At 72.7% G+C, this 21,010-nt stretch carries 21 protein-coding genes; 11 read left to right on the forward strand and 10 right to left on the reverse strand.

The features are described from left to right. The first annotated feature begins 4 nt into the window (after positions 1–4). From ACPZVR_RS22760 to trxA, 5 genes are all read left to right on the forward strand, one after another. Positions 5–1,957, forward strand: coding sequence for a protein kinase family protein (locus ACPZVR_RS22760; protein WP_436701971.1), 1,953 nt, complete (start codon positions 5–7; stop codon positions 1,955–1,957). Then, complete coding sequence (gene sigM / locus ACPZVR_RS22765) at positions 1,947–2,684, forward strand: RNA polymerase sigma factor SigM (protein ID WP_436701972.1); 738 nt, start codon at positions 1,947–1,949, stop codon at positions 2,682–2,684. The genes ACPZVR_RS22760 and sigM overlap by 11 nt, the downstream gene beginning before the upstream one ends. A 68-nt stretch (positions 2,685–2,752) precedes the next feature. Further along, the gene (locus ACPZVR_RS22770) at positions 2,753–3,580 is read left to right on the forward strand and encodes a hypothetical protein (RefSeq protein ID WP_436701973.1); all 828 of its coding nucleotides are present in this window, start codon (positions 2,753–2,755) and stop codon (positions 3,578–3,580) included. A 213-nt stretch (positions 3,581–3,793) separates the two neighbouring features. Beyond that, positions 3,794–4,789 (forward strand): thioredoxin-disulfide reductase, encoded by a 996-nt coding sequence (gene trxB, locus ACPZVR_RS22775; RefSeq protein ID WP_436701974.1) that lies wholly within the window; start codon positions 3,794–3,796, stop codon positions 4,787–4,789. Positions 4,790–4,837: 48 nt separating this feature from the next. Then, on the forward strand, positions 4,838–5,164 hold the full coding sequence (gene trxA / locus ACPZVR_RS22780) for a thioredoxin (RefSeq protein WP_436701975.1): 327 nt from the start codon (positions 4,838–4,840) through the stop codon (positions 5,162–5,164). 109 nt (positions 5,165–5,273) lie between these two features. Here trxA and ACPZVR_RS22785 read toward each other — a convergent pair whose 3' ends face one another. Continuing rightward, complete coding sequence (locus ACPZVR_RS22785) at positions 5,274–5,954, reverse strand: GNAT family N-acetyltransferase (RefSeq protein ID WP_436701976.1); 681 nt, start codon at positions 5,952–5,954, stop codon at positions 5,274–5,276. Between the two features lie 65 nt (positions 5,955–6,019). Here ACPZVR_RS22785 and ACPZVR_RS22790 point away from each other — a divergent pair, with 65 nt between their 5' ends. From ACPZVR_RS22790 to ACPZVR_RS22805, 4 genes are all read left to right on the forward strand, one after another. Then, on the forward strand, positions 6,020–7,234 hold the full coding sequence (locus ACPZVR_RS22790) for a pyridoxal phosphate-dependent aminotransferase (protein ID WP_436701977.1): 1,215 nt from the start codon (positions 6,020–6,022) through the stop codon (positions 7,232–7,234). A gap of 145 nt (positions 7,235–7,379) precedes the next feature. After that, a complete protein-coding gene (locus ACPZVR_RS22795; RefSeq protein WP_436701978.1) occupies positions 7,380–8,159 on the forward strand; it encodes a lysophospholipid acyltransferase family protein in 780 nt (259 codons plus the stop codon). 20 nt (positions 8,160–8,179) lie between these two features. After that, positions 8,180–8,848 (forward strand): response regulator transcription factor, encoded by a 669-nt coding sequence (locus ACPZVR_RS22800; protein WP_436701979.1) that lies wholly within the window; start codon positions 8,180–8,182, stop codon positions 8,846–8,848. A 2-nt stretch (positions 8,849–8,850) separates the two neighbouring features. After that, positions 8,851–10,155: a sensor histidine kinase gene (locus tag ACPZVR_RS22805; protein ID WP_436701980.1), complete on the forward strand. Its 1,305-nt coding sequence runs from the start codon at positions 8,851–8,853 to the stop codon at positions 10,153–10,155. Here ACPZVR_RS22805 and ACPZVR_RS22810 read toward each other — a convergent pair. The 9 genes from ACPZVR_RS22810 to rpmH form a co-directional block, all read right to left on the reverse strand. Further along, complete coding sequence (locus ACPZVR_RS22810) at positions 10,055–10,597, reverse strand: hypothetical protein (protein WP_436701981.1); 543 nt, start codon at positions 10,595–10,597, stop codon at positions 10,055–10,057. The genes ACPZVR_RS22805 and ACPZVR_RS22810 overlap by 101 nt on opposite strands. Before the next feature lie 785 nt (positions 10,598–11,382). Further along, positions 11,383–12,423 (reverse strand): ParB/RepB/Spo0J family partition protein, encoded by a 1,041-nt coding sequence (locus tag ACPZVR_RS22815; protein ID WP_436701982.1) that lies wholly within the window; start codon positions 12,421–12,423, stop codon positions 11,383–11,385. Continuing rightward, positions 12,420–13,409 carry a ParA family protein gene (locus ACPZVR_RS22820; RefSeq protein ID WP_436701983.1) on the reverse strand — a complete coding sequence of 330 codons (990 nt, stop codon included), beginning with the start codon at positions 13,407–13,409 and terminating at the stop codon, positions 12,420–12,422. Before ACPZVR_RS22820 ends, ACPZVR_RS22815 begins: the two co-directional genes overlap by 4 nt. 155 nt (positions 13,410–13,564) lie before the next feature. Further along, positions 13,565–14,371 carry a 16S rRNA (guanine(527)-N(7))-methyltransferase RsmG gene (gene rsmG, locus ACPZVR_RS22825; RefSeq protein ID WP_436701984.1) on the reverse strand — a complete coding sequence of 269 codons (807 nt, stop codon included), beginning with the start codon at positions 14,369–14,371 and terminating at the stop codon, positions 13,565–13,567. Positions 14,372–14,397: 26 nt separating this feature from the next. Beyond that, a complete protein-coding gene (locus ACPZVR_RS22830; protein ID WP_436701985.1) occupies positions 14,398–15,027 on the reverse strand; it encodes a Jag family protein in 630 nt (209 codons plus the stop codon). Further along, positions 15,024–16,040, reverse strand: coding sequence for a membrane protein insertase YidC (gene yidC, locus ACPZVR_RS22835; RefSeq protein WP_436702010.1), 1,017 nt, complete (start codon positions 16,038–16,040; stop codon positions 15,024–15,026). Before yidC ends, ACPZVR_RS22830 begins: the two co-directional genes overlap by 4 nt. A 36-nt stretch (positions 16,041–16,076) precedes the next feature. Next, positions 16,077–16,469, reverse strand: a complete 393-nt coding sequence (gene yidD, locus ACPZVR_RS22840) for a membrane protein insertion efficiency factor YidD (protein ID WP_436701986.1) — start codon at positions 16,467–16,469, stop codon at positions 16,077–16,079. Next, positions 16,466–16,945: a ribonuclease P protein component gene (rnpA, locus tag ACPZVR_RS22845; RefSeq protein WP_436701987.1), complete on the reverse strand. Its 480-nt coding sequence runs from the start codon at positions 16,943–16,945 to the stop codon at positions 16,466–16,468. The genes yidD and rnpA overlap by 4 nt, the downstream gene beginning before the upstream one ends. A gap of 32 nt (positions 16,946–16,977) precedes the next feature. Beyond that, on the reverse strand, positions 16,978–17,115 hold the full coding sequence (gene rpmH, locus ACPZVR_RS22850; protein WP_075018668.1) for a 50S ribosomal protein L34: 138 nt from the start codon (positions 17,113–17,115) through the stop codon (positions 16,978–16,980). A 715-nt stretch (positions 17,116–17,830) separates the two neighbouring features. Between rpmH and dnaA the strand changes: the two genes are divergently transcribed. Together dnaA and dnaN are read left to right on the forward strand one after the other, a co-directional pair. Then, positions 17,831–19,411: a chromosomal replication initiator protein DnaA gene (gene dnaA, locus ACPZVR_RS22855; protein ID WP_436702011.1), complete on the forward strand. Its 1,581-nt coding sequence runs from the start codon at positions 17,831–17,833 to the stop codon at positions 19,409–19,411. A 450-nt stretch (positions 19,412–19,861) separates the two neighbouring features. Further along, the gene (gene dnaN, locus ACPZVR_RS22860) at positions 19,862–21,010 is read left to right on the forward strand and encodes a DNA polymerase III subunit beta (RefSeq protein WP_436701988.1); all 1,149 of its coding nucleotides are present in this window, start codon (positions 19,862–19,864) and stop codon (positions 21,008–21,010) included.

A 21,010-nucleotide genomic window follows, 5' to 3' on the forward strand; every position in this document is an offset into this window, starting at 1 on the left:
CGAGGTGGCGACGTCGACGCGGTCGGGCGATGTCCTCGCCGGCCGGTACCGGCTGATCGACCTGCTGAGCGAGAGCGGCGGCGGGCGGTTCTGGCGCGCCCACGACGGGATCCTCGAGCGCTTCGTCGCGCTGCACGTCATCTCCCAGGACGACGCCCGCGCCCACGCGCTGGTCGAGGCGGCGCGGACCTCCGCGCAGGTGCTCGACCCGCGGATCCTGCGGGTCCTCGACGCCGAGGAGGAGGACGGCCGCTGCTTCGTCGTCAACGAGTGGGGCACCGGCATCTCCCTCGACATCCTGGTCACCCACGACGGACCCCTCGCCCCGCGCAACGCGGCCTGGCTGGTGGCCGACGTCGCCGACGCCCTGGCCCGGGCCCACGCCGCCGGCGTGACCCACGGACGGCTCAACCCGGAGAACGTCCTCATCGACCGGTTCGGCGCGGTGCGGATCATCGGGATGTGCGTCGACGCCGCGCTGCACGGTCTCTCGCCCGGTGACGTCCAGGGCGACCTCGAGGACCTCGGCGGCCTGCTGCACTGCGCGCTCACGGCGACCTGGCCCGGACCGTCCGGGTCGATCGTGCCGGCGGCGCCCCGGGAGGCCGACACCACGCTCAGCCCGCGGCAGGTCGTCGCGGGCGTCCCGCAGCCGCTCGACGCGCTGTGGCGCGAGCTCGACCAGCACGCGGGCGCCCCGGCCCCCTCGCGCCGCCGCCGGCGCGGCAGCGACCATCCCGACGTGTCCTCGGCCGCCGCGATCGCGGCGGAGCTGGTCGCGTTCGTGGGCGATCCCGCCGGGATGCCCGAGCAGCTGGCCCGGGCGGTGCCCCCGATCAACGAGCTGCGGCCGGTCTGGCTGCCCGCCCTCGCCGACCCGCTGCCGCACGACGCCTCGCGCGACGACATCCCCGTCGTGCCGCCCGCGGCCGCCGCGTCCGCCCCGGAGCCCGAAGCCGCCCGGCCCGAACAACCCGACCGGCCCGGACAGCCAGGACAGACCGAACAGCCGGAGGAGACGGACGGGCCCGAGGACCCGCCGATCCCGCTGGCGACCGAGCTGCCCACCGAGGCCGGGATGCCGGTCTTCGGCGAGGAGGACGTCACCTGGCTGCGCACCCGCAGCACGCCGCCGCCGCCCCCGCCGCCGTTCGAGGACCTCCCGGAGCGTCCGCTCTTCGCTCCCGACCCGCCCGGCGGCGTACGACGCCCTCGACTGCCACCGGTCCCGTCGGGGGAGGCGCCCGGCGCGCCGCCGGCCGCGGGCTTCTGGCCGTGGGACACCGGCACCGGCCCGGACGACGGGGACTCCACCGACAACCTCGACAAGGTCCCGGGACGGAGCTGGCTGCGGCTGGCCATGGCGGTCGGTCTGGCGGTGCTGCTGCTGGTGGCGATCGCGGTCGCCTTCAACCTGGGCCGCGGCCGCACCGCGCTGGGCGGCGACCCGGAGGAGACGCCGAGCGTCACCGCGCCCAGCACGGGGCGGGCGGCGGTGCTCGGCGACATCACGCTCGACGACCTCGATCCCCTCGGCGACGGCGAGGAGGACCCGGGCTCGCTCGGCAACCTGACCGACGGCGACGTGGGGACCACCTGGAGCACGCAGACGTACTACGACAACCAGCTGGGACCGCCGCCGGGCCTGAAGACGGGCGTCGGCCTGGTGATCGACCTGGGGACGGTCCGCGCGGTCGAGAGCGTCGCGGTGCGGATGGTCGACGAGGGCGAGATGGAGCCCAACCAGGTCTCGCTGCACGCGGTGCCCGGCACGGCCGCTCCCACCCAGGCGCCGACCGGGCCGCCGGTCGCCACCGGGACCGGCGGTGGCGTCCTCACCCTCGCGGGAGCGGAGCCGGTGCGATCTCGCTACCTTGTCCTGTGGTGGACGGCCCTGCCCGAGGTCGACGGCGACTTCCGGGCCGAGGTGTCCGAGGTGGTGGTCCGTGGTGAGTGACGTGCGCGAGCCGGTCGCGCCAGGCGGCGCGCCGAGCGACCGCGAGTTGCTCGCCGCGCACGTCGACGGCGACCCCGAGGCGTTCGGGGTGCTCGTGACCCGGCACCGCGACCGGCTGTGGGCGGTCGCCCTGCGCACCTGCGGGAACCCCGAGACCGCCGCCGACGGCCTGCAGGACGGCCTGGTCGCCGCCTTCCGCCGCGCGGGGTCCTTCCGTGGCGACGCCGCGGTGACCACCTGGCTGCACCGGGTCGTCGTCAACGCCTGCCTGGACCGCCTGCGCAAGGAGGCGGTCCGCCGCGCCGAGCCGCTGCCCGACGACCTCGACGACCTCGAGGCCGGGCATCGCCGGGTCCGCCAGACCGCCGGCGACGCGGTCGACCCGGCCGAGCACAGCCTCGTCGTCGAGCGCCGGGAGCGGGTCCTCGCCGCGCTGGCGAGCCTGCCGGAGGAGCAGCGGGCGGCACTCGTGCTCGTCGACATGGAGGGCTTCGCCGTCGCCGAGGTCGCGCGGATCCTCGACTGCGCGGAGGGCACGGTCAAGAGCCGCTGCTCGCGCGGGCGCGCCCGGCTCGCGGTCCTCCTCGCCGACGTCCTCGACGACGACCCGGCTGGCGACGACCCGGAGCCGGTCGGCCACGCCCGCGAGCTCGGGAACCCGTCCGGCACGCCGGACGTCGGATCGATGACGCCGCGCGGTCCGCCCGCCGGCACCGCCGTCGACTGATCACCGCGCCTCACCCCGCTCACCCCGCCCCGCCCGTCCCACCGGGCCCGCGTGCCAGGAACTCCCACATGAACGACCCCACCGAGCCGTCCGCCGTGCCCACGCCCTCCCCCGCTGCGGAGGAGGCCGTCCGCCGGGCCCTCGCGGACGCCGGGGGACCGGTGCCCATGCCCGACGACGTCGCCGAGCGCATCGACGGCGTGATCGCCGGCCTCGCCGCCGAGCGCGTCGCGGCGTCCCTGCCCCCGGGCGGCGTGCACCGCAGCGATCCCGAGGCGCCCGCGGTCGTCGTCCCCCTCGACCCGGCGGCGCTGCGGCGCCGGCGCCGGGTCCGGCTGCTCTTCGGCGCGGCGGCCGCGGCCGCCGTGGTGGCGGTCGGCGTGAGCGTGGTGTCCGACAGCGGCGCGGGCGACGACCTGACCACCGCGCACCAGCTCGCCCAGGACGACTCGGCACGGGAGAGCGCCGTGGCCGGCACGCACGACGAGGATGCCGGCGGGGTCGCCCAGGACGCGCCCGAAGCGGCGGAGTCGCCGAGTGCGGTCTCCTCGGGCGGGGCCGACCAGGGGTACGTCGCGCCGCAGCGGGTCCCCACCGAGGAGCCGGTCCGCGAGGTCCGCGCCGACCGGCTGCGTGAGGACCTGGTGGCGCTGCAGCACGTGACCCTCCCGCACCCGACCACCGCCGACTACGACGGCGCCACGCTGAGCGCGCCGACCGACTTCATCTGTGAGCCGGCGTCCTTCGGCCGCGGGTACCTCGTCGGCGTCCTCTACGACGGCAGGCCCGCCGTGGTGGCCTTCCGCCGGCCGGTCGGGTCGACCCAGGAGGCCGAGGTCCTCGCCTGCGGGACCGGCGACGTCATCCACTCCACGACCCTCACCGCCACCGGGTGAGAGCGCCCGCGGGCCGCGCCGGCGCGGTCCGCGATCGGACGCGATGATCGAGCAGCGCCGCGACCGAGGGACGAGGTAGCGCCGCTGCTGATCGGGCCCCGTGGTGGACCGGCACCCCTGCCGCGGAATCTATCGGCCTACGATCACGTTGTCCTAGTGTCCGCCGGTCGTCGGCGCCGCATCCGTCCCAACCACGATCCACCGGGGAGTTCCATGTCCGAGTCCGCCACGTCCGAGCTCCGCCCCGACCTCCGCGAGGTCATCGTGATCGGCTCGGGGCCCTCGGGCTACACCGCCGCGATCTACGCCGCGCGCGCGCAGTTGAACCCGCTGGTCTTCGAGGGCTCGGTCACCGCGGGCGGCGCGCTGATGAACACCACCGAGGTCGAGAACTTCCCCGGCTTCCGCAACGGCATCCAGGGTCCGGAGCTGATGGACGAGATGCGGGCCCAGGCCGAGCGGTTCGGTGCCGAGCTGATCGCCGACGACGTGGTCGAGGTCGACCTGACCGGCGACGTCAAGATCGTCAAGACCGCCACCGACACCTACACCGCGCGTGCCGTGATCCTGTCCACCGGCTCGGGCTACCGCAAGCTCGGTCTCCCCGACGAGGACCGGCTCTCCGGTCGCGGCGTGTCCTACTGCGCGACCTGCGACGGGTTCTTCTTCCGCGAGCAGCACATCGCGGTCGTCGGCGGCGGCGACTCGGCGGTCGAGGAGGCCACCTTCCTCACCCGGTTCGGCTCGAAGGTCTCGCTCATCGTGCGCCGCGACGAGCTGCGCGCCTCGAAGATCATGCAGGAGCGGGCGTTCGCCGACCCGAAGCTGGAGATCGTGTGGAACTCCGTGGTCGAGTCGATCAACGGTGCCGACTCGCTGGAGTCGCTGACGCTGCGCGACACCGTGACCGGCGAGACCAGGGAGCTCGGCGCGACCGGCCTGTTCATCGCGATCGGCCACGACCCGCGCTCGGAGCTCCTCGTCGGTCAGGTCGACCTCGACGACAACGGCTACGTGCTGGTCCGTCCCGGCTCGACGGCGACCAACATCCCGGGCGTCTTCGCCGCGGGCGACCTCGTCGACCACACCTACCGCCAGGCGATCACGGCGGCCGGCACCGGCTGCTCGGCCGCCCTCGACGCCGAGCGCTACCTCGCCGAGCTCGACCACGCCGCCGCAGCCGCCGGGAATGTCCCGGCCGGCGCGTAGGTTCAACTCCACAGACGTTTCGTTCAACCAACCGAAGGGGTGGCCGCCGTGGCCGACAACATCTCCGCCGTGACCGACGCCGAGTTCGAGGCGCAGGTCCTCAAGTCCGACAAGCCGGTCCTCGTGGACTTCTGGGCCGAGTGGTGCGGGCCGTGCCGCCAGGTCGCCCCGATCCTCGACGAGCTCGCCGGCGCGCACGGCGACAAGATCACGTTCCTCAAGATGAACGTCGACGAGAACCCGGTCACCCCGGCGTCGTACCGCGTCACCGGCATCCCGACCATCAACGTCTACCAGGGCGGCGAGGTCGTGAAGACCATCGTCGGCGCCCGGCCCAAGGCCGCGATCCTCAACGAGCTCGCCGACTTCATCTGAGCGCCCGGCCGCCCCGGCGGCCCCTCTCACCCGCGAGAGCCCCCGGCCCCGGCCGGGGGCTCTCGTCATTCCCGCCCCGGCCGGGCCCCGCAGGAGCCAGCGGCGCGGGTCAGGCACCCGGTCGGTCGACCTCCCGCGGCACCGGCGTCGGCACGTGCTGCGGGCGGCGCACCGCCCCGACGATCCGCTCCCAGGCCGCCTCCATCTCGCTGCGCCAGGTCACCAGGGCGCGCATCTCCATCCGCATGCGCGGTGTCCGCGGGTGTGCGCGCTGGGTCTTGAAGCCGGTCCGCGCGAGGAAGTCCGCGGGCACCACGCACGTCGGGACGCGACCCGGGCCGGTCCGGCGGGTGCGATCGGTGCGGGCGAACGCCTCGACCGCGCGGATCCCGTCGCGGCCCACCAGGTCCCGGGCCATGCCCTGCACCAGCAGCCGGCCGACCCCGCCGCCGGCGTACTCCGGGCGGACCCAGGCGGTCGTCAGCAGCACGGCGTCCGGCGACACCGGCGCGGTCGGGAACGCGGCCGCGCCCGGGACGTACGCCGGGGGCGCGTAGACGAGGTAGCCGACCGGCCGGCCGTCGACGAGGGCCACCCGGCCGCACGAGCCCCACTCGCGCAGCACCTCGGAGACCCACGCCTCCTTCTCCGCCGCCCGCGCCGCGGCGTCGAGACGCTCGCGGTGCACCGGCTCGCGTTCCCAGAACAGGCAGCTGCGACACGGCGCGTCCGCGTCCTGGAAGAGCGCGTCGAGCAGGTCGAGGGTGAGAGGGACCGTGGTCCGGGCCACGTCATCGATGGTACGCCGGCGAACGGGCCGAAATGAGGTGGCGCGGACCTGAGACAATGACGTCCGTGCGCAAGATCCGCCAGAGCCAGAAGCTCCGCAACGTCCGCTACGACGTCCGGGGTCCGATCCTCGTCGAGGCCCAGCGCCTGGAGGCCGAGGGTCACAAGATCCTCAAGCTCAACATCGGCAACCCGGCACCGTTCGGCTTCGAGGCACCCGAGGCGATCGTGGCGGACATGGTGCACAACCTGCCCGACGCGCAGGGCTACTCCGACTCCCGCGGCATCTACTCCGCGCGCACCGCCGTCGCGCAGTACTACCAGTCGCGCGGCCTGAAGGACACGGCCGTCGAGGACGTCTTCGTCGGCAACGGCGTCTCCGAGATGATCTCGATGGTCCTGCAGGCGTTCCTCGACGACGGCAACGAGATCCTCGTCCCGTCGCCGGACTACCCGCTGTGGACCGGCGCGGTCTCGCTGTCCGGCGGCACTCCCGTGCACTACCGGTGCGACGAGGAGAACGGCTGGATGCCGGACCTCGAGGACATCGAGTCGAAGATCACCGAGCACACCCACGGCCTGGTGATCATCAACCCCAACAACCCGACCGGTGCCGTCTACAGCAAGGAGATGGTCGGCAAGCTCGTCGACATCGCCCGGCGCCACGACCTCGTCGTCTTCGCCGACGAGATCTACGAGAAGATCCTCTTCGACGACGCGGTGCACCACCACGCCGCCGAGGCGGCCGGCAACGACGTCCTCTGCCTGACCTTCAGCGGCCTGTCGAAGGCCTACCGGGTCTGCGGCTACCGCGCCGGCTGGGTGATGATCTCGGGTCCCAAGGAGCTGGCCGAGGACTTCCTCGAGGGCCTCACGACGCTCTCCAACATGCGCATGTGCGCGAACGTCCCGGCCCAGCACGCGATCCAGACCGCGCTCGGCGGCTACCAGTCGATCAACGAGCTGATCGTGCCCGGGGGCCGCTTCTACGAGCAGGCCATGCTGGCCGACCGTCTCCTCAACGAGATCCCCGGCGTGACCTCGGTGCGTCCGCGCGGCGCGCTCTACTGCTTCCCCCGCCTCGACCCGGAGGTCTACCCGATCGAGGACGACGAGGCGTTCGTCATCGAGCTGCTGCGGGCCAAGAAGATCCTGGTCACCCACGGCACCGGCTTCAACTGGTTCGCCCCCGACCACTTCCGCCTGGTCACGCTCCCCGACGTCGAGGTGCTGGAGGAGGCCATCGGCCGGATCTCCGACTTCCTCGCGACCCGGCGCTGAGCCCGACCTCCACGGCCGGCGTCCTCGCCCGGCGTCCTCCGACCGCATCGCTGGCGCGGTTTTTGTTCGCCGGGAGCAGTTCCGGCGCCGCGGTCTGCGTGACACGCAGTCGCACTGTGCGGGGTCGGCCTGTCAGACTGCACCGGTGCTCGACATCACGTACCCGCCCGTCATCGTCACCGCCAAGGTGCTGTTCAAGCTGATGCGCCAGCGGGTCGTGGTCAGCGGCTCGGAGTCCATCCCTCGCAAAGGCGGCGCGCTGCTGGCGATCAACCACACCGGCTACGTCGACTTCATCTACGCCGGTGCCGGAGCCGAGCCCCGCAAGCGCCTGGTCCGGTTCATGATCAAGAAGGAGATGATGGACGCCCCGGGCGTCGGTCACCTGCTGCGCTCCTTCCACCACATCCGGGTCGACCGCGCCTCGGGCGTGCAGTCGATGAAGGACGCGCTGGCCTACCTCAAGGCGGGCGAGGTCGTGGGGATCTACCCCGAGGCCACCATCTCCCGGTCGTTCGAGATCAAGGAGCTCAAGTCCGGTGCCGCGCGCATCGCCGCCGACGCCGGCGTACCCCTCATCCCGGTCATCGTCTGGGGTGCCCACCGGCTGATGACCAAGGACCACCCGCGGGACTTCTCGCGCTCGCCGAAGACGATCGTCGTCAAGGTCGGCGAGCCGCTGCACCCGACCGGGGAGGACGTCGCGGCCGACACCGAGGAGCTGCGGGCGGCGATGAAGCGGATGCTCGACGAGGTGATCGCCGAGTACCCCGCGGCCGAGAAGGCGCCCGGCAGCTGGTGGACGCCCGCCCGCTTCGGCGGCTCCGCGCCCACCCCCGAGGAGGCCGACCGCCTCGACAAGGCCGAGCTGCGCGCCCGTGCCGCCAAACGGGCCGCCAAGGCCGCGGAGAAGAAGGCCGGCTAGCCGTCCGGGACGAGACCGTGGTGGACGCGCCGCTGGTGCTGCTGGTCGAGGACGACGACGACCTCCGTACGACGACGCGGCTGGTGCTCGAGGCACGGGGGTTCCGCGTGGTCACGGCGGCCGACGGCGAGTCCGGCTGGACGGCGTATCTCACCCGGCCGGTGGACCTCGCCGTCGTCGACGTCGTGCTCCCCGGCCTGGACGGGCTGCGGCTGACCGAGCGGATCCGCGCCCACGGTGAGCTGCCGGTCCTGCTGCTGACCGCGCGCGACCTGCCCCGCGACCAGGTGGTGGGCTTCGACGCGGGTGCCGACGACTATGTCGTGAAGCCGTTCGACGGCGACGTGCTCGAGGCCCGGCTGCGGGCCCTGCTGCGCCGGCGCGGGGGAGGAGCGGCGGCGCGGGTCGTCGAGCACGGGGGCCTGCGCATCGACGTCGACGGGATGACCGTTGAGCGCGACGGCGTGCCGGTCGACCTCTCGGCCACCGAGTTCGGGCTCCTCATGGCGTTCGTGGACCGTGCCGGGGTCGTCCTCAGCCGCGGGCAGTTGCTCGAGATCGTCTGGGGGAGCGCGACCTGGGGCGATCCGCACGTCATCGACGTCACCGTGCAGCGGCTGCGCGCCAAGATCGGCGCGGACCGGGTGCAGACTGTGCGCGGCGCCGGCTACAAGACGGCGCGGTCCTGACCGTGCGCTCGCGGGGATCCGGCCGCGCGCCCGGATGGCGGCACTCGCTGCGGACCCGGATCGTGGTCGCCGTGGTCGGGGCCTCGCTCGCCACGCTGCTCGGCGTCGGCATCGTCGTCGACCACCGATCGGCCGCCGACGCGCGGGAGCGACTGCGGACCCAGGCCCTCACCGAGCTCGATGCCGGGATCGCCGTCCTGGAGGTGACCTCGACGCTGCGCTACGACCTCTCGCTCGATCCCGAGCGTGTGCCGGCGACGCTGCGCTCCGCGCTGCGCGGACAGGCCGGACGGGCCGGACAGGCCGGGCCGTCCGGCGACCGGGCGGCGACGTACTACGACGGTGAGCAGATGTGGGCGGCCCGTCGCCTCTCGTCGGAGCGGATCGCCCACGTCGCCCTCGACGACGCCCCGGTGCGCACCGCCCGCTCGTCGTTGCGCACGCGGATGCTCCTCGCCGCCGCCGCGGTGCTGCGGCTCACCGCCCTGCTGGGCCTGGTGGTCGGCGCCGGACTGAGCCGGCGGCTGCGTCGGGCGGCCGCGGCCGCGGCGGTGATCAGCGACGGGGGAGCGGCACGCTGCACCGTCGGGGGCCGCGACGAGGTGGCCGCCCTCTCCCGGGCGGTCGACGAAATGGCGGACGCCCTCGACCGCCGGCTCCGGGCGGAGCGGGCCTTCTCCGCCGACGTGGCCCACGAGCTGCGGACGCCGGTCGCCGGACTGGTCAGCGCCAGCGAGCTGCTGCCGCCGGGCGAGGCCACCGACCTCCTCCGGGGGCTGGTGTCCCGGCTGCGCCACCTGGTCGAGGACCTGCTCGAGGTGGCGCGCCTCGACAGCGGCGCCGAGGACGTCGCTCTGACCGCCCAGCCGCTCGGCCCCCTCGTCCCCGGCGCCGACGTGCTCCGCGACGCGGAGGTGCTGGTCGACGCCCGCCGGGTCGAGCGGATCGTCACCAACCTGGTCGCCAACGCCGAGCGTCACGGCGGTGGCGTCACCGCCCTGGTCGTGGACGGCCCGCGGGTCGTCGTCCGCGATGCCGGGCCGGGCTTCCCCGACGACGTCCTGGCGGCGGGCGCGATCCGCTTCCACAGCACCGGCCAGGGGAGCGGCCTCGGCCTCACCATCGTGCACGGTCAGGCACGGGCGATCGGCGCGACCGTGACCATGACCAATCCCGCCGCCGGCGGTGCGGAGGTGGTCGTGGAGTTCAGGACCCCGGACCCATCTCCGGGTCGACCGGGTCCACCGTCTGGAGCGGGTAGGTCTGCGTCGCCTCCATCCCCTCCGGCACCTCGCCCTGGACCCTGATCGTGATCGTGCCGTAGGTCGCCGAGGCCTCGCCCTCGACGATGTCCGAGACCTCCACCTCGACCGGGACCGTGACGTCGGTGCCCTCGGCGCAGCTGGGGTCGCAGTCGTTGGCGACCATCGACCCGGTCGCCGTGGCCTCGTCGGCCCCCCAGTCGGACCACGCCAGCTCGGTCAGGCTCTGGTTGCCGTCCGCACACGCCACGGTGATGGTGGCCGGACTCGCGACCGGCTCGCCGACGCAGTCGAGGAGGTAGGTCACCGCGGCGCGGGCGGCGATCGCGGGATCGGTCGGGGTGCTGTCGGCCCCGCTGCCCGACCCGGCCCCGGGCTCGGCCGGAACGGGCTTCTCGTCCTCCACGCCACACGCCGTGACGGCGCCCAGGGCGAGGAGCACGCTGCCGACGAGGGCAGCGGTACGGCGGGTGCGGAGGTGACTCATGGGTGTCCTTCTGCTCAGACCGCCGGCGGATCTCACCGGCGCCACCAGGATGGACCGCCCGCCTCACACCCGTGCGGCACCGAGGTCACAGGAGCCTCACAGATCCGCCACGTGGACTTGGCGATATATCGTTATGTCGATAGGTCGTTTTGTCGACAATCGATGTTCCTGCAGGTCAGCCCCTCGTTGTGCACCGGGCGAGACGCTTGCAACTAAGGGTTACGTCCACGAATGGTGGTGCAACAGCGCCCGGGCAGAGCAACAGCACCGAGGTAGTCGAACGGCAGGTCCCGGCGACGACGCGCCGCTGCGGCCGGTTCGTCGGACCGGTCGTCGAGCACCCGAGGGCAGGCGAAGTCATCGACGCCGCACCGGCCTCTCGCTGCGCCCGCCTCTCGCCCCGCCGCCTGGGCGCCGGCGGTGACCAGGACCGCTCCGGAGGCCGTACGCCGAGCACTGCTCCCGTCTGGCCGACGGTGACGTTCCACGTGAAACGCGCACGCTCACGCACCGGCCGCACGCGCCGGCAACCGGATCGACCCCGACCGGAGCAGCCACGGCTGCGCGCACCGGACTGCGGCCACCCGGGCTACGCGCCCAACCGGGCTGCGGCCACCGGGGGCTGGAGCCACCGGGTTGAAACCGCCCGCAACCGGCACCACCCGCACCGGACCAGCCCGCGACCAGCCATGCCGCGTCCGAGACCGGACTGCTCGCGAGCGCCGAACGCGACAGACAGGGCGCGGCCCGTGCGGGTCGCGCCCCGTGCCGGACGAGCGGTCGGCTCAGACCGGCCGGTCGCTGCGGTTGCGCGGGTCGATCAGGTCGACGATGCGCTGGAGGTCGCCGGTGTTGGCGAACTCGATCGAGATCCGCCCCTTCGCCTTGCCGAGGTCGATCTTGACCCGGGTCTCGAGCCGGTCGCCCAAGCGCTCGGCCAGCTCGCCCAGCCCGGGTGCCTGCGGCTTCGCGCGGCGTGGGCGCGGCGTCGTACCGCTGACGCCGTCGCCGACCGCGACGATCTCCTCCAGGCCGCGCACCGAGATGCCCTCGGCGACGACCCGCTGGGCCAGGCGGTCCTGCTGCTCGGCGTCCGCGACACCGAGCAGGGCCCGAGCGTGGCCGGCGGAGAGCACACCGGCGCCGACCCGGCGCTGCACGGCGGGGGAGAGCTTGAGCAGCCGCAGCGTGTTGCTGATCTGCGGACGCGACCGGCCGATGCGCTGGGCCAGCTCGTCATGGGTGCAGGAGAAGTCCTCGAGAAGCTGCTGGTAGGCCGCCGCCTCCTCGAGGGGATTGAGGTTGCTGCGGTGCAGGTTCTCCAGCAGCGCGTCGCGGAGCATGTCGGTGTCGTCGGTCTCGCGCACGATCGCGGGGATCGTGGTGAGCCCGGCCTGCTGGGTCGCCCGCCACCGGCGCTCGCCCATGACGAGCTCGTAGGCGTCGGCGCCGGTCTTGCGGACCACGACCGGCTGCAGGAGGCCGATCTCCTTCACCGAGTGGACCAGCTCGGCCATGGCCTCCTCGTCGAAGACCGTCCGCGGGTTGACCGCGTTGGGCGAGATCTGCTCGACGGGCAGTTCGGCGAAGTAGGCACCCTCGACGGGCCGCAGAGCCGAATCGGCGATCTGAGCGCCGTTCGCGGGGCCGGTGGACCCGGGGTCCGCCGATGCGCCGGACGTCGCTCCAGCGGCAAAGTCCGCATCCTGGGCGTTCCGGTTGACATCGTCGCTCGGCGTCGGGGTGGATACGGGCGGCGTCGGCGCGGTCGGGATGAGGGAGCCGAGACCCCGACCGAGGCCGCGGCGAGGCGCGTTGCTGTTCACGACATGCTCCCTCGGGTCACGATCTCGCGCGCCGCCTCGAGGTAGCTCAGCGCGCCCGGCGAACCCGGATCGTAGGTCATCACGGTCTGCCCGTACGACGGCGCTTCCGACACGCGCACGGAGCGGGGGATCGCGGTCTTGAGCACCTGGTCGCCGAAGTGCTCCCGCACCTCGTGCGCCACCCCGGCCGCGAGCCGCGTGCGGGCGTCGAACATCGTGAGCACGATCGTCGACACGGCGAGCTCGGGGTTGAGGTGGGCGCGCACCATGTCGACGGTCGCGAGGAGCTGTCCGAGGCCCTCGAGCGCGTAGTACTCCGCCTGGATCGGGATGAGCATCTCCGCGCCCGCCACGAGGGCGTTGAGGGTCAGCAGGCCCAGGGAGGGCGGGCAGTCGATGAACACGTAGTCGAAGCGGTCCTCGCCGACCGCGGCAGCGGTGCCGATCCGGGGATGGGCGTCGAGGGCCTTCTTCAACCGCTGCTCGCGCGCCACGACGCTGACCAGCTCGATCTCCGCACCGGCGAGGTCGATGGTCGCGGGGACCACCCAGAGCCCGGCGGCGTCGGGACAGGGCTGGGCGAGATCGGCGATCGCCGTGCCGTCGACGAGCAGCTCGTACGACGACGGGGTCCCCTGGCGGTGCTCGATGTTGAGCGCCGTCGAGGCGTTGCCCTGGGGGTCGAGGTCGATGACCAGCACCCGCTGGCCGAGCTGGGTGAGCGCGGCCGCGAGGTTGACGGTCGACGTCGTCTTGCCGACGCCGCCCTTCTGGTTGGCCACCACGAAGACGCGCGTCTCCGACGGGCGGTCGAGCTCCTCCTGGGGGATGCCCGCGCGCACCATGACCGTCGCCTGGGCGGCCCGAGCGAGGGGCGTGAGGTCGTCGTCGTACCCGGCCGCGCGCTCGGCGAGCTGCGCCGCCGTCAGCGGCCCCGAGGTGGCCGGGCCCGGGCTCGCCGACGTTTCACGTGAAACGGAGTCCACCGGGTCCGCGCTGGTTTCACGTGAAACCGGATCCTCGGTCGTCGACGCGGGCTCCACGCCACCCTGTGGATAACCAGGGAGGTTCTGTGGAGACTCACGCTCAGCACCTGCCTCCGGACCGGTGGAAAACCCGGGACCGGGACCCCATGAGTCGCTCACGACTTCCTCCTCTTCCTCCGCGACGAGCCCGCGCGTGATCCCCGAGGACCACGCTGACCACGAAGCGGCAACGATACGCGGGCCGGGTCGGCCCACGACAGACGGACGATTCGAATCGGCTCCACGGCGCCTTCGGCCGCGAGCTCGGCACCCAGCTCCTCGACGACGGCAGGCGCACAGCCCAGCCGCTGACAGGTCGCAGCGGCGGCCGCGACCTCGTCGGCGGCACTGCTGCCCTTCATCGCCAGCAGGGCGCCATCAGGCGCCACCAGCGGCATGCACCAGGTGGCGAGCTTGTCGAGGGCGGCCACGGCCCGCGCCGTGACGATGTCGTACGTCGCGACGCCGTGGACGGCATCGGCGCGCCCCCGGAGCACGGTCACGTTGTCGAGGCCGAGGCGCGCGACGGCCTCCTCGAGGAAGGTGGTCCGGCGCAGCAGGGGCTCGATCAGCGTCACCCGGAGGTCAGGACGGGCGATCGCGAGAACCAGGCCGGGCAGACCCGCACCGGACCCGACGTCGGCGACCGTCGCGTCGGCGGGCAGGGCGGCGGCCAGGAGGCCGCAGTTGATCAGGTGGCGCTCCCACAGGCGGGGCGTCTCGCGAGGGCCGATCAGCCCGCGGATCACGCCGTCGGTGGCCAGGAGGTCGGCGTACGCGAGCACCAGGTCACGGCGGTCGGCCGGGAACACCTCGGCCAGGACCGTCGGGGGAGCGGGGAGGGCAGCACGCAGCACCCCCGGGTCCACCCGGTCCTCGGGACCGGGGGACACCGGGGGTGCGGTGTCGTCGTCGTGTTTCACGTGAAACGTCGACCCGTGCGGGTCGCTCAGGCCGGGAGCACCACGACGTAGCGGCGGGGCTCGACGCCGGCCGACTCCGAACGCAGGCCAGCGGCCGCGACGGCGTCGTGGACGATCTTCCGCTCGAACGGCGACATCGGCTCGAGCGATACCGGCTCACCGGACTTCGCGACCTCGGCCGCGGTCTCGGTGCCCAGCTGGGTCAGGCGCGTGCGCTTGTCGGCGCGGTAGCCGGAGACGTCGAGCATCAGCCGCGAGCGCTCGCCGGTCTCCCGGTAGACCGCCAGGCGGGTGAGCTCCTGCAGCGCCTCCAGCACCTTGCCGTCGCGACCCACCAGCTGGGTGAGGTCCGCGCCCACGATGGACACCGCGGCGCGGTCCGCCTCGACATCGATGTCGAGGTCGCCGTCGAGGTCGGCGATGTCGAGGAGCTCCTCGAGATAGTCGGCCGCGATGTCGCCCTCCTGCTCGAGGCGGGAGATGCGGTCGTTCACACCGGCGGGCGCGTCGACGGAGGTCTCCTCGCCCGTCGCCTCGTCCGCGGTGTCGACAGCGGTGTCGGCGGTCTCGGCGGCCGTCTCCGGGGCGGCGTCCGTCGGGGTGTCCGTCGCGTCCTCGGTGACGGTGTCCGTCCCGGTCTCGGTCTCGGCGCTCACTTGCTGTCTCCCTCGTCGTTCATGGTCTCGTCCTTACCCGCGGGCGGCTGCTGCTTCGCCTGCCCGCCGGGCTTGTTCTGGGGGCCGCTCCGGCGCTGGGAGCGGCTCTGTCGCTTCGGCTGCTGCCGGGTCGAGGGGCGACGCTCCTCGGTCGTGGTGTCCTCCACGACGGTGTCCGTGGCGGTGTGGCCGTGCCGGGCGGCCTTCGCCCGGTCGCGGTCCTCCTTGGCCTTGAAGGCCGGGGTGCCGGGCGCGGGGTTGTTGCGGATGACGTAGAACTGCTGGCCCATCGTCCACAGGTTCGAGGTCGTCCAGTACAGGAGGACGCCGATCGGGAACGCCACACCACCGAGACCGAAGGCCACCGGGAGGATGTAGAGCAGCATCTTCTGCTGCTGGGCGTAGGGGCCGCTCATCGCCTCGGCCGGCATGTTCTTGGCCATCAGCTGGCGCTGGGTGAAGAAGGTGGTGGCTGTCATCGCCAGCACCAGGATCAGCGCCACCACCATGACGGTGGCGTTGGGCTCGTCGCCCCAGGTGCGCGAGCCCCAGAACGAGTCGGCGATCGGGATCTTCCCGAAGATGTCGGCCTGGCCGAACTGGCGGGCCCGCTCCACGTCGAGGAAGCCGTGCGCCTTGCCGCTACGGGCCGCCTGGTCGAGCAGCCGGAACAGGGCGAAGAAGATCGGCATCTGCAGCAGGATCGGCAGACACGAGGCGAACGGGTTGGTGCCCGCCTCGCGGTAGAGCTTCATCGTCTCCTCGGCCAGCTTCTGCCGGTCGTGGCCGTACTTCTTCTGCAGCTCCTTCACCTTGGGCTGCAGCAGCTGCATGTTGCGGCTGGACTTGATCTGCTTGACGAACAGCGGGATCAGCGCCGCCCGGATGACCAGGGTCAGGCCGATGATCGACAGTGCCCACGACAGACCGCCCGCGGGGTCGAGCCCGATGGCCGAGAACAGCTCGTGCCAGCCGATGAGCACCGCGGAGATGATGTAGTACAGCGGCACCATGATGAAGTTGCCGATGTCGCCGATGATGCCCACTGATCAGGCTCCTTGCTGGGAGGGGTAGCGCCCGGCGGTCGCCGGGCGGAGTTCGGGGCCGCGCTCTGCGCGGGTGGGGGAGGGGTCCGCGCCGGGCGCAGGGTCCGGGACACCGTCCGGGGCATGGTCCCGCCCGCAGGAGTGCTCCTCGGTCTGCGGGTCCGCGTCGCCGCGCCGCGGCGGGACGTGGTCGACGCCGCCGGGGGCCCAGGGGTGGCAGCGGAGGAGCCGGCGTACGGCCAGCCAGCTGCCCCGCAGCGCGCCGTGCCGCTGCAGCGCCTGGACGGCGTAGGCCGAGCACGACGGGTAGTAGCGGCAGGTCGGGCCGAGCAGCGGGCTGACGAGCAGCTGGTAGCCGCGCACCAGCCCGACCAGGACCCAGGTCACTGGGTTCATCGCGTCTCCTGCCGCTCGGCGGCCACCCGCTCGAGGCATCGGGACAGGTCGGCGCCGAGCTCGTCGTACGACGCCGCGCCGGCCGCCGCCTGGGCCCGGATCACGAGCACCGCGCCCGGCGGGAGCGTCGCGACAGCGGGACGGACGGCGTGGCGCAGCCGGCGCTTGACCCGGTTGCGGACGACGGCGTTGCCCACCGCCTTGCTGACGACGAAGCCCACGCGCACCGCAGCGCCCCCGCACGGCGGACCGGCAGGGGCGTGGGTGCCGGCGCCCTGGCCCGTATCGACACCGTCGACGGGGTCGCCGGAGTCGTCGGGGACGCCCCCGGACATGCCGACAACCTGCTGCTCGACAGGGAGCAGCAGGTGGGCGACGAGGGTGCGCGAACCGGCGCGACGACCACGTCGGCTGGCGGCCCGGAACAGGTCCGGATCGGTGAGCCGGTGGCCGGCTGCGAGCACGGTCAGCCCCACGCGAACCGCTGGGCGGACACGCGGGTCCGTCCTCAGACGGACAGGCTCGAGCGGCCCTTCCGGCGACGGTTCGCCAGGATGGCGCGACCGGCGCGGGTGCGCATGCGCAGTCGGAAACCGTGCACCTTGTGGCGACGACGGTTGTTGGGCTGGTACGTCCGCTTGCTCACGATCGGCCTCTCAGATGATGCAGATGTCGGGAAGGGTCGGCCGGCAGCCGCGAACGGGGTCCGATCGGGATCCCGCACGGCTCGTCGGCCGGCACCGCGCAGCCACGAGGACCGGCGATGACCGGGGCGTCGTGGACATGCGGCACCGGTCGACACCGGTTGACCAATCAACGGTACGCGGACGCCGGATCGGGGGTCAAACCGGCGGAGCTCCGGTGTCGCGGGCCCGCCCACGCCGGCCGCGGGCGGGACCCCTTCGGGCCGAACGTCACAACCTGTGGATAGCGGGTTGATCCACCGGGTCCCGGACGTTAGGTTCGACGGATCCGGGATTCCCCGCCGGTGCCGACCCCCTGGTCGTCGTACGACGCGCACGAGCCCGTTCCTTTCTCGGGAACGAGCCTGTGACCTGCGCAAACGCAGCGGCGACGGGGGATCGGACAGGCCTCGGTTCGGCATCGTCACCCCGATGATGCAAGAGTTCACAACCTGTGGACAAACCTGTGGAGCCAGTGCCGGCAGCGATCCGTCGCCACTCCTCCAGACCCGACGAGCGAGAGGGAGTGGCGTGACCGGCAACCCGGATCAGCCCGAGGACGAGACGAGCACCCCGAGCGGCGCTGCCCACCCCGTCGGCACCGGCGGCCCCGGCGCCTCGACGCCGGACGTCCCTCCCCTCGATCCGGCCACCGCCCGCCTCGTCCAGGAGTGGGCACTGGTCGTCGGCGACCTGCAGACCCACCAGCGGGCGTGGCTCCAGGCGAGCCGCCCGGTCACCCTCCACGGCACGACGGCGATCGTCGCCGTGCCCGACGACTTCACCCGCAAGCGCCTCGAGGGCCGGCTGCGCGGTGAACTCGAGGATGCGCTGACCGACCGGTTCGGCCATGACGTCCAGCTCGCGGTGACCGTCGACAGCTCCCTGCGTCACGAGCTGGGCCACGAGCCCGGCCCGGACGCGGGCCGGGAGCGGGAGCCGGGCCGCGAGCTCGGCCAGGACGCGCGCCCGCCCGCGTCCGCGTCGTACGACGACGGCCCGGCCTACGAGCAGGGCGGCTCCTACGACACCTTCCCGGCGCCGGCCGGCTTCGACCACCCGCGCGAGGACCCCGCCGACACCCGCGAGGGCCGCCCCGAGCGTGCCGAGCGTCCGGATCGACAAGTCGCCATGTCGACAAATCCCCATGTCGACTCGTCGATGAGTCCACTCGGCGGCGCCGACCTCACCGGGGCGGGGCCGTCGCCCACGCGCAGCGGCGAGTCACGGCTCAACCCGAAGTACACCTTCGAGACCTTCGTCATCGGCTCGTCGAACCGCTTCCCGCACGCCGCGGCCGTCGCGGTCAGCGAGGCGCCGGGCCGCAGCTACAACCCGCTCCTCGTCTACGGCGAGTCCGGCCTCGGCAAGACCCACCTGCTGCACGCGATCGGGCACTACGTCCGCACGATCTACGCCGGCTCCCAGGTGCGCTACGTCTCCAGCGAGGAGTTCACCAACGAGTTCATCAACGCGATCCGCGACGACCGGCAGGACCGGTTCAAGCGCAAGTACCGCGACATCGACGTCCTCCTCATCGACGACATCCAGTTCCTCGAGGGCAAGACCCAGACGCAGGAGGAGTTCTTCCACACCTTCAACACGCTGCACAACGCCAACAAGCAGATCGTCCTCACCTCCGACCGCCCGCCCAAGCGGCTCGAGGCGCTCGAGGACCGGCTCCGCAACCGGTTCGAGTGGGGCCTGATCACCGACGTGCAGCCGCCGGACCTCGAGACCCGGATCGCGATCCTGCGCAAGAAGGCCGCGATGGACCGGCTCACCGCGCCCTCCGACGTGCTTGAGTTCATCGCCTCGAAGATCCAGACCAACATCCGCGAGCTCGAGGGCGCCCTCATCCGCGTCACCGCGTTCGCCAACCTCAACCGGCAAGACGTCGACATGACGCTGGCCGAGATCGTGCTCAAGGACCTCATCCCCGAGGGCGGCGAGCCCGAGATCACCGCGTCGCTGATCATCGCCCAGACCGCGGCGTACTTCGGCCTGTCGATCGACGAGCTCACCGGCCCCAGCCGAGGCCGCCACCTGGTCATGGCCCGCCAGATCGCGATGTACCTGTGCCGCGAGCTCACCGGGCTCTCGCTGCCGAAGATCGGCGCCCAGTTCGGCAACCGCGACCACACCACCGTCATGTACGCCGAGCGGAAGATCAACCAGCTCCTCGGCGAGCGCCGCGCCGTCTTCAACCAGGTCAGCGAGCTCACCAACCGGGTCAAGATGCAGGCCCGTCAGGGTTGAGCGGACGCACCCGAGTCGGAGCCTGGACGACAAAACTCACGCTGGGACGAGGAAGTTTCCTCGTCCCAGCGTGAGTTTCACCGGCCGGCCGGTGAAACTGTCTGTGGAGGAACCCCGCAAAACTGTGAGAACTACACGGGGAGGATTCCGTGGAGGCACCTACGACGCCCTCCACACCGGCCCCGCGCTCCACACCGGCCCTTGTGGTTCACGAACTCATCCACACCCGTCATCCACCGGCCCAACCCGTCGCCACCTGCGCAAACGCCGGTTGTCCACAGATTCCACCGCCGCTATGACCACTCCCTGACGACATGCGGACCTCGATCGTCGGAACTCCTCCGGACCTCCGATCTGTGGATCATTCCCTCGCCCACCGACCGCGCTGACGCGCTCAGGGACGACGTGGCAGGATGCAACTCCCACCCACCACGTGAGAGGTACGACGACGTGAAGTTCCGTGTCGACCGCGACGTCCTCGCCGACGCCGTCGCCTGGGCTGCGCGCAGCCTGCCCGTCCGGCCCAGCGCGCCCGTGCTGGCGGGGCTCCTCATCGAGGCGGGCGACGACGGGCTGGTGCTCTCGACGTTCGACTACGAGACCTCCGCACGTGCCACCCTCGCCGCCGAGGTGAGCGACGAGGGCCGGGCCCTGGTCAGCGGCCGGCTCCTCGCCGACATCTGCCGCAGCCTGCCCAACAAGCCGGTCGACCTGGTGCTCGACGGCGCCCGGGTCTCGCTGACCTGCGGCTCGTCGCGGTTCTCCCTGCAGACGCTGCCGGTCGAGGACTACCCGACGATGCCGGAGATGCCCGCCGCGACGGGCACCGTCTCCAGTGAGGCCTTCGCCCACGCGGTGGCGCAGGCGGTCACCGCCGCCGGCCGCGACGACATGCTGCCGGTGCTCACTGGCGTCCGCCTCGAGATCGAGGGCTCGACGATCGCGCTGCTGGCGACCGACCGGTTCCGCCTCTCGCAGCGCGAGCTCGCGTGGAACCCCGGCACGCCCGACGCCACGCTCGCCGCCCTCGTCCCGGCCAAGGTCCTCGGCGACACCGCGAAGTCGCTGACCGCCGGGCCCGAGGTCACGATCGCGCTGTCCGCCTCGGGCGCCGGCGACGGCATCATCGGCTTCGAGGGCACCGGCCCCGGCGGCGTACGCCGCACCACGACGCGACTGCTCGACGGCGAGTTCCCCAAGGTCCGCAGCCTGTTCCCGTCGGAGAAGCTGACCGTCGCCAAGATCGACCGGCAGGAGCTGATCGAGTCGGTCAAGCGGGTCTCGCTCGTCGCCGACCGCAACACCGCGGTCCAGCTGAGCTTCCGCGACGGCGCGCTGATCCTCGACGCGGGCTCGGGCGACGACGCCCAGGCGTCGGAGTCGGTCGCCGCGGAGATCGAGGGCGACGAGCTGGTGACCGGCTTCAACCCGACCTTTCTGCTCGACGGGCTCGGCGCGATCGACGAGGCGGTCGTCGAGCTCGCCTTCACCCAGCCGTCCAAGCCGGTCGTCATCAGCGGCACCGCCGCGGAGGGCGCCGACGACGCCGAGGCGGGCAGCTTCCGCTACCTGCTGATGCCACGCCGACTGCTGAGCTGA

This window comes from Nocardioides segetis (assembly GCF_051390595.1).
Taxonomy (GTDB): Bacteria; Actinomycetota; Actinomycetes; order Propionibacteriales; family Nocardioidaceae; genus Nocardioides.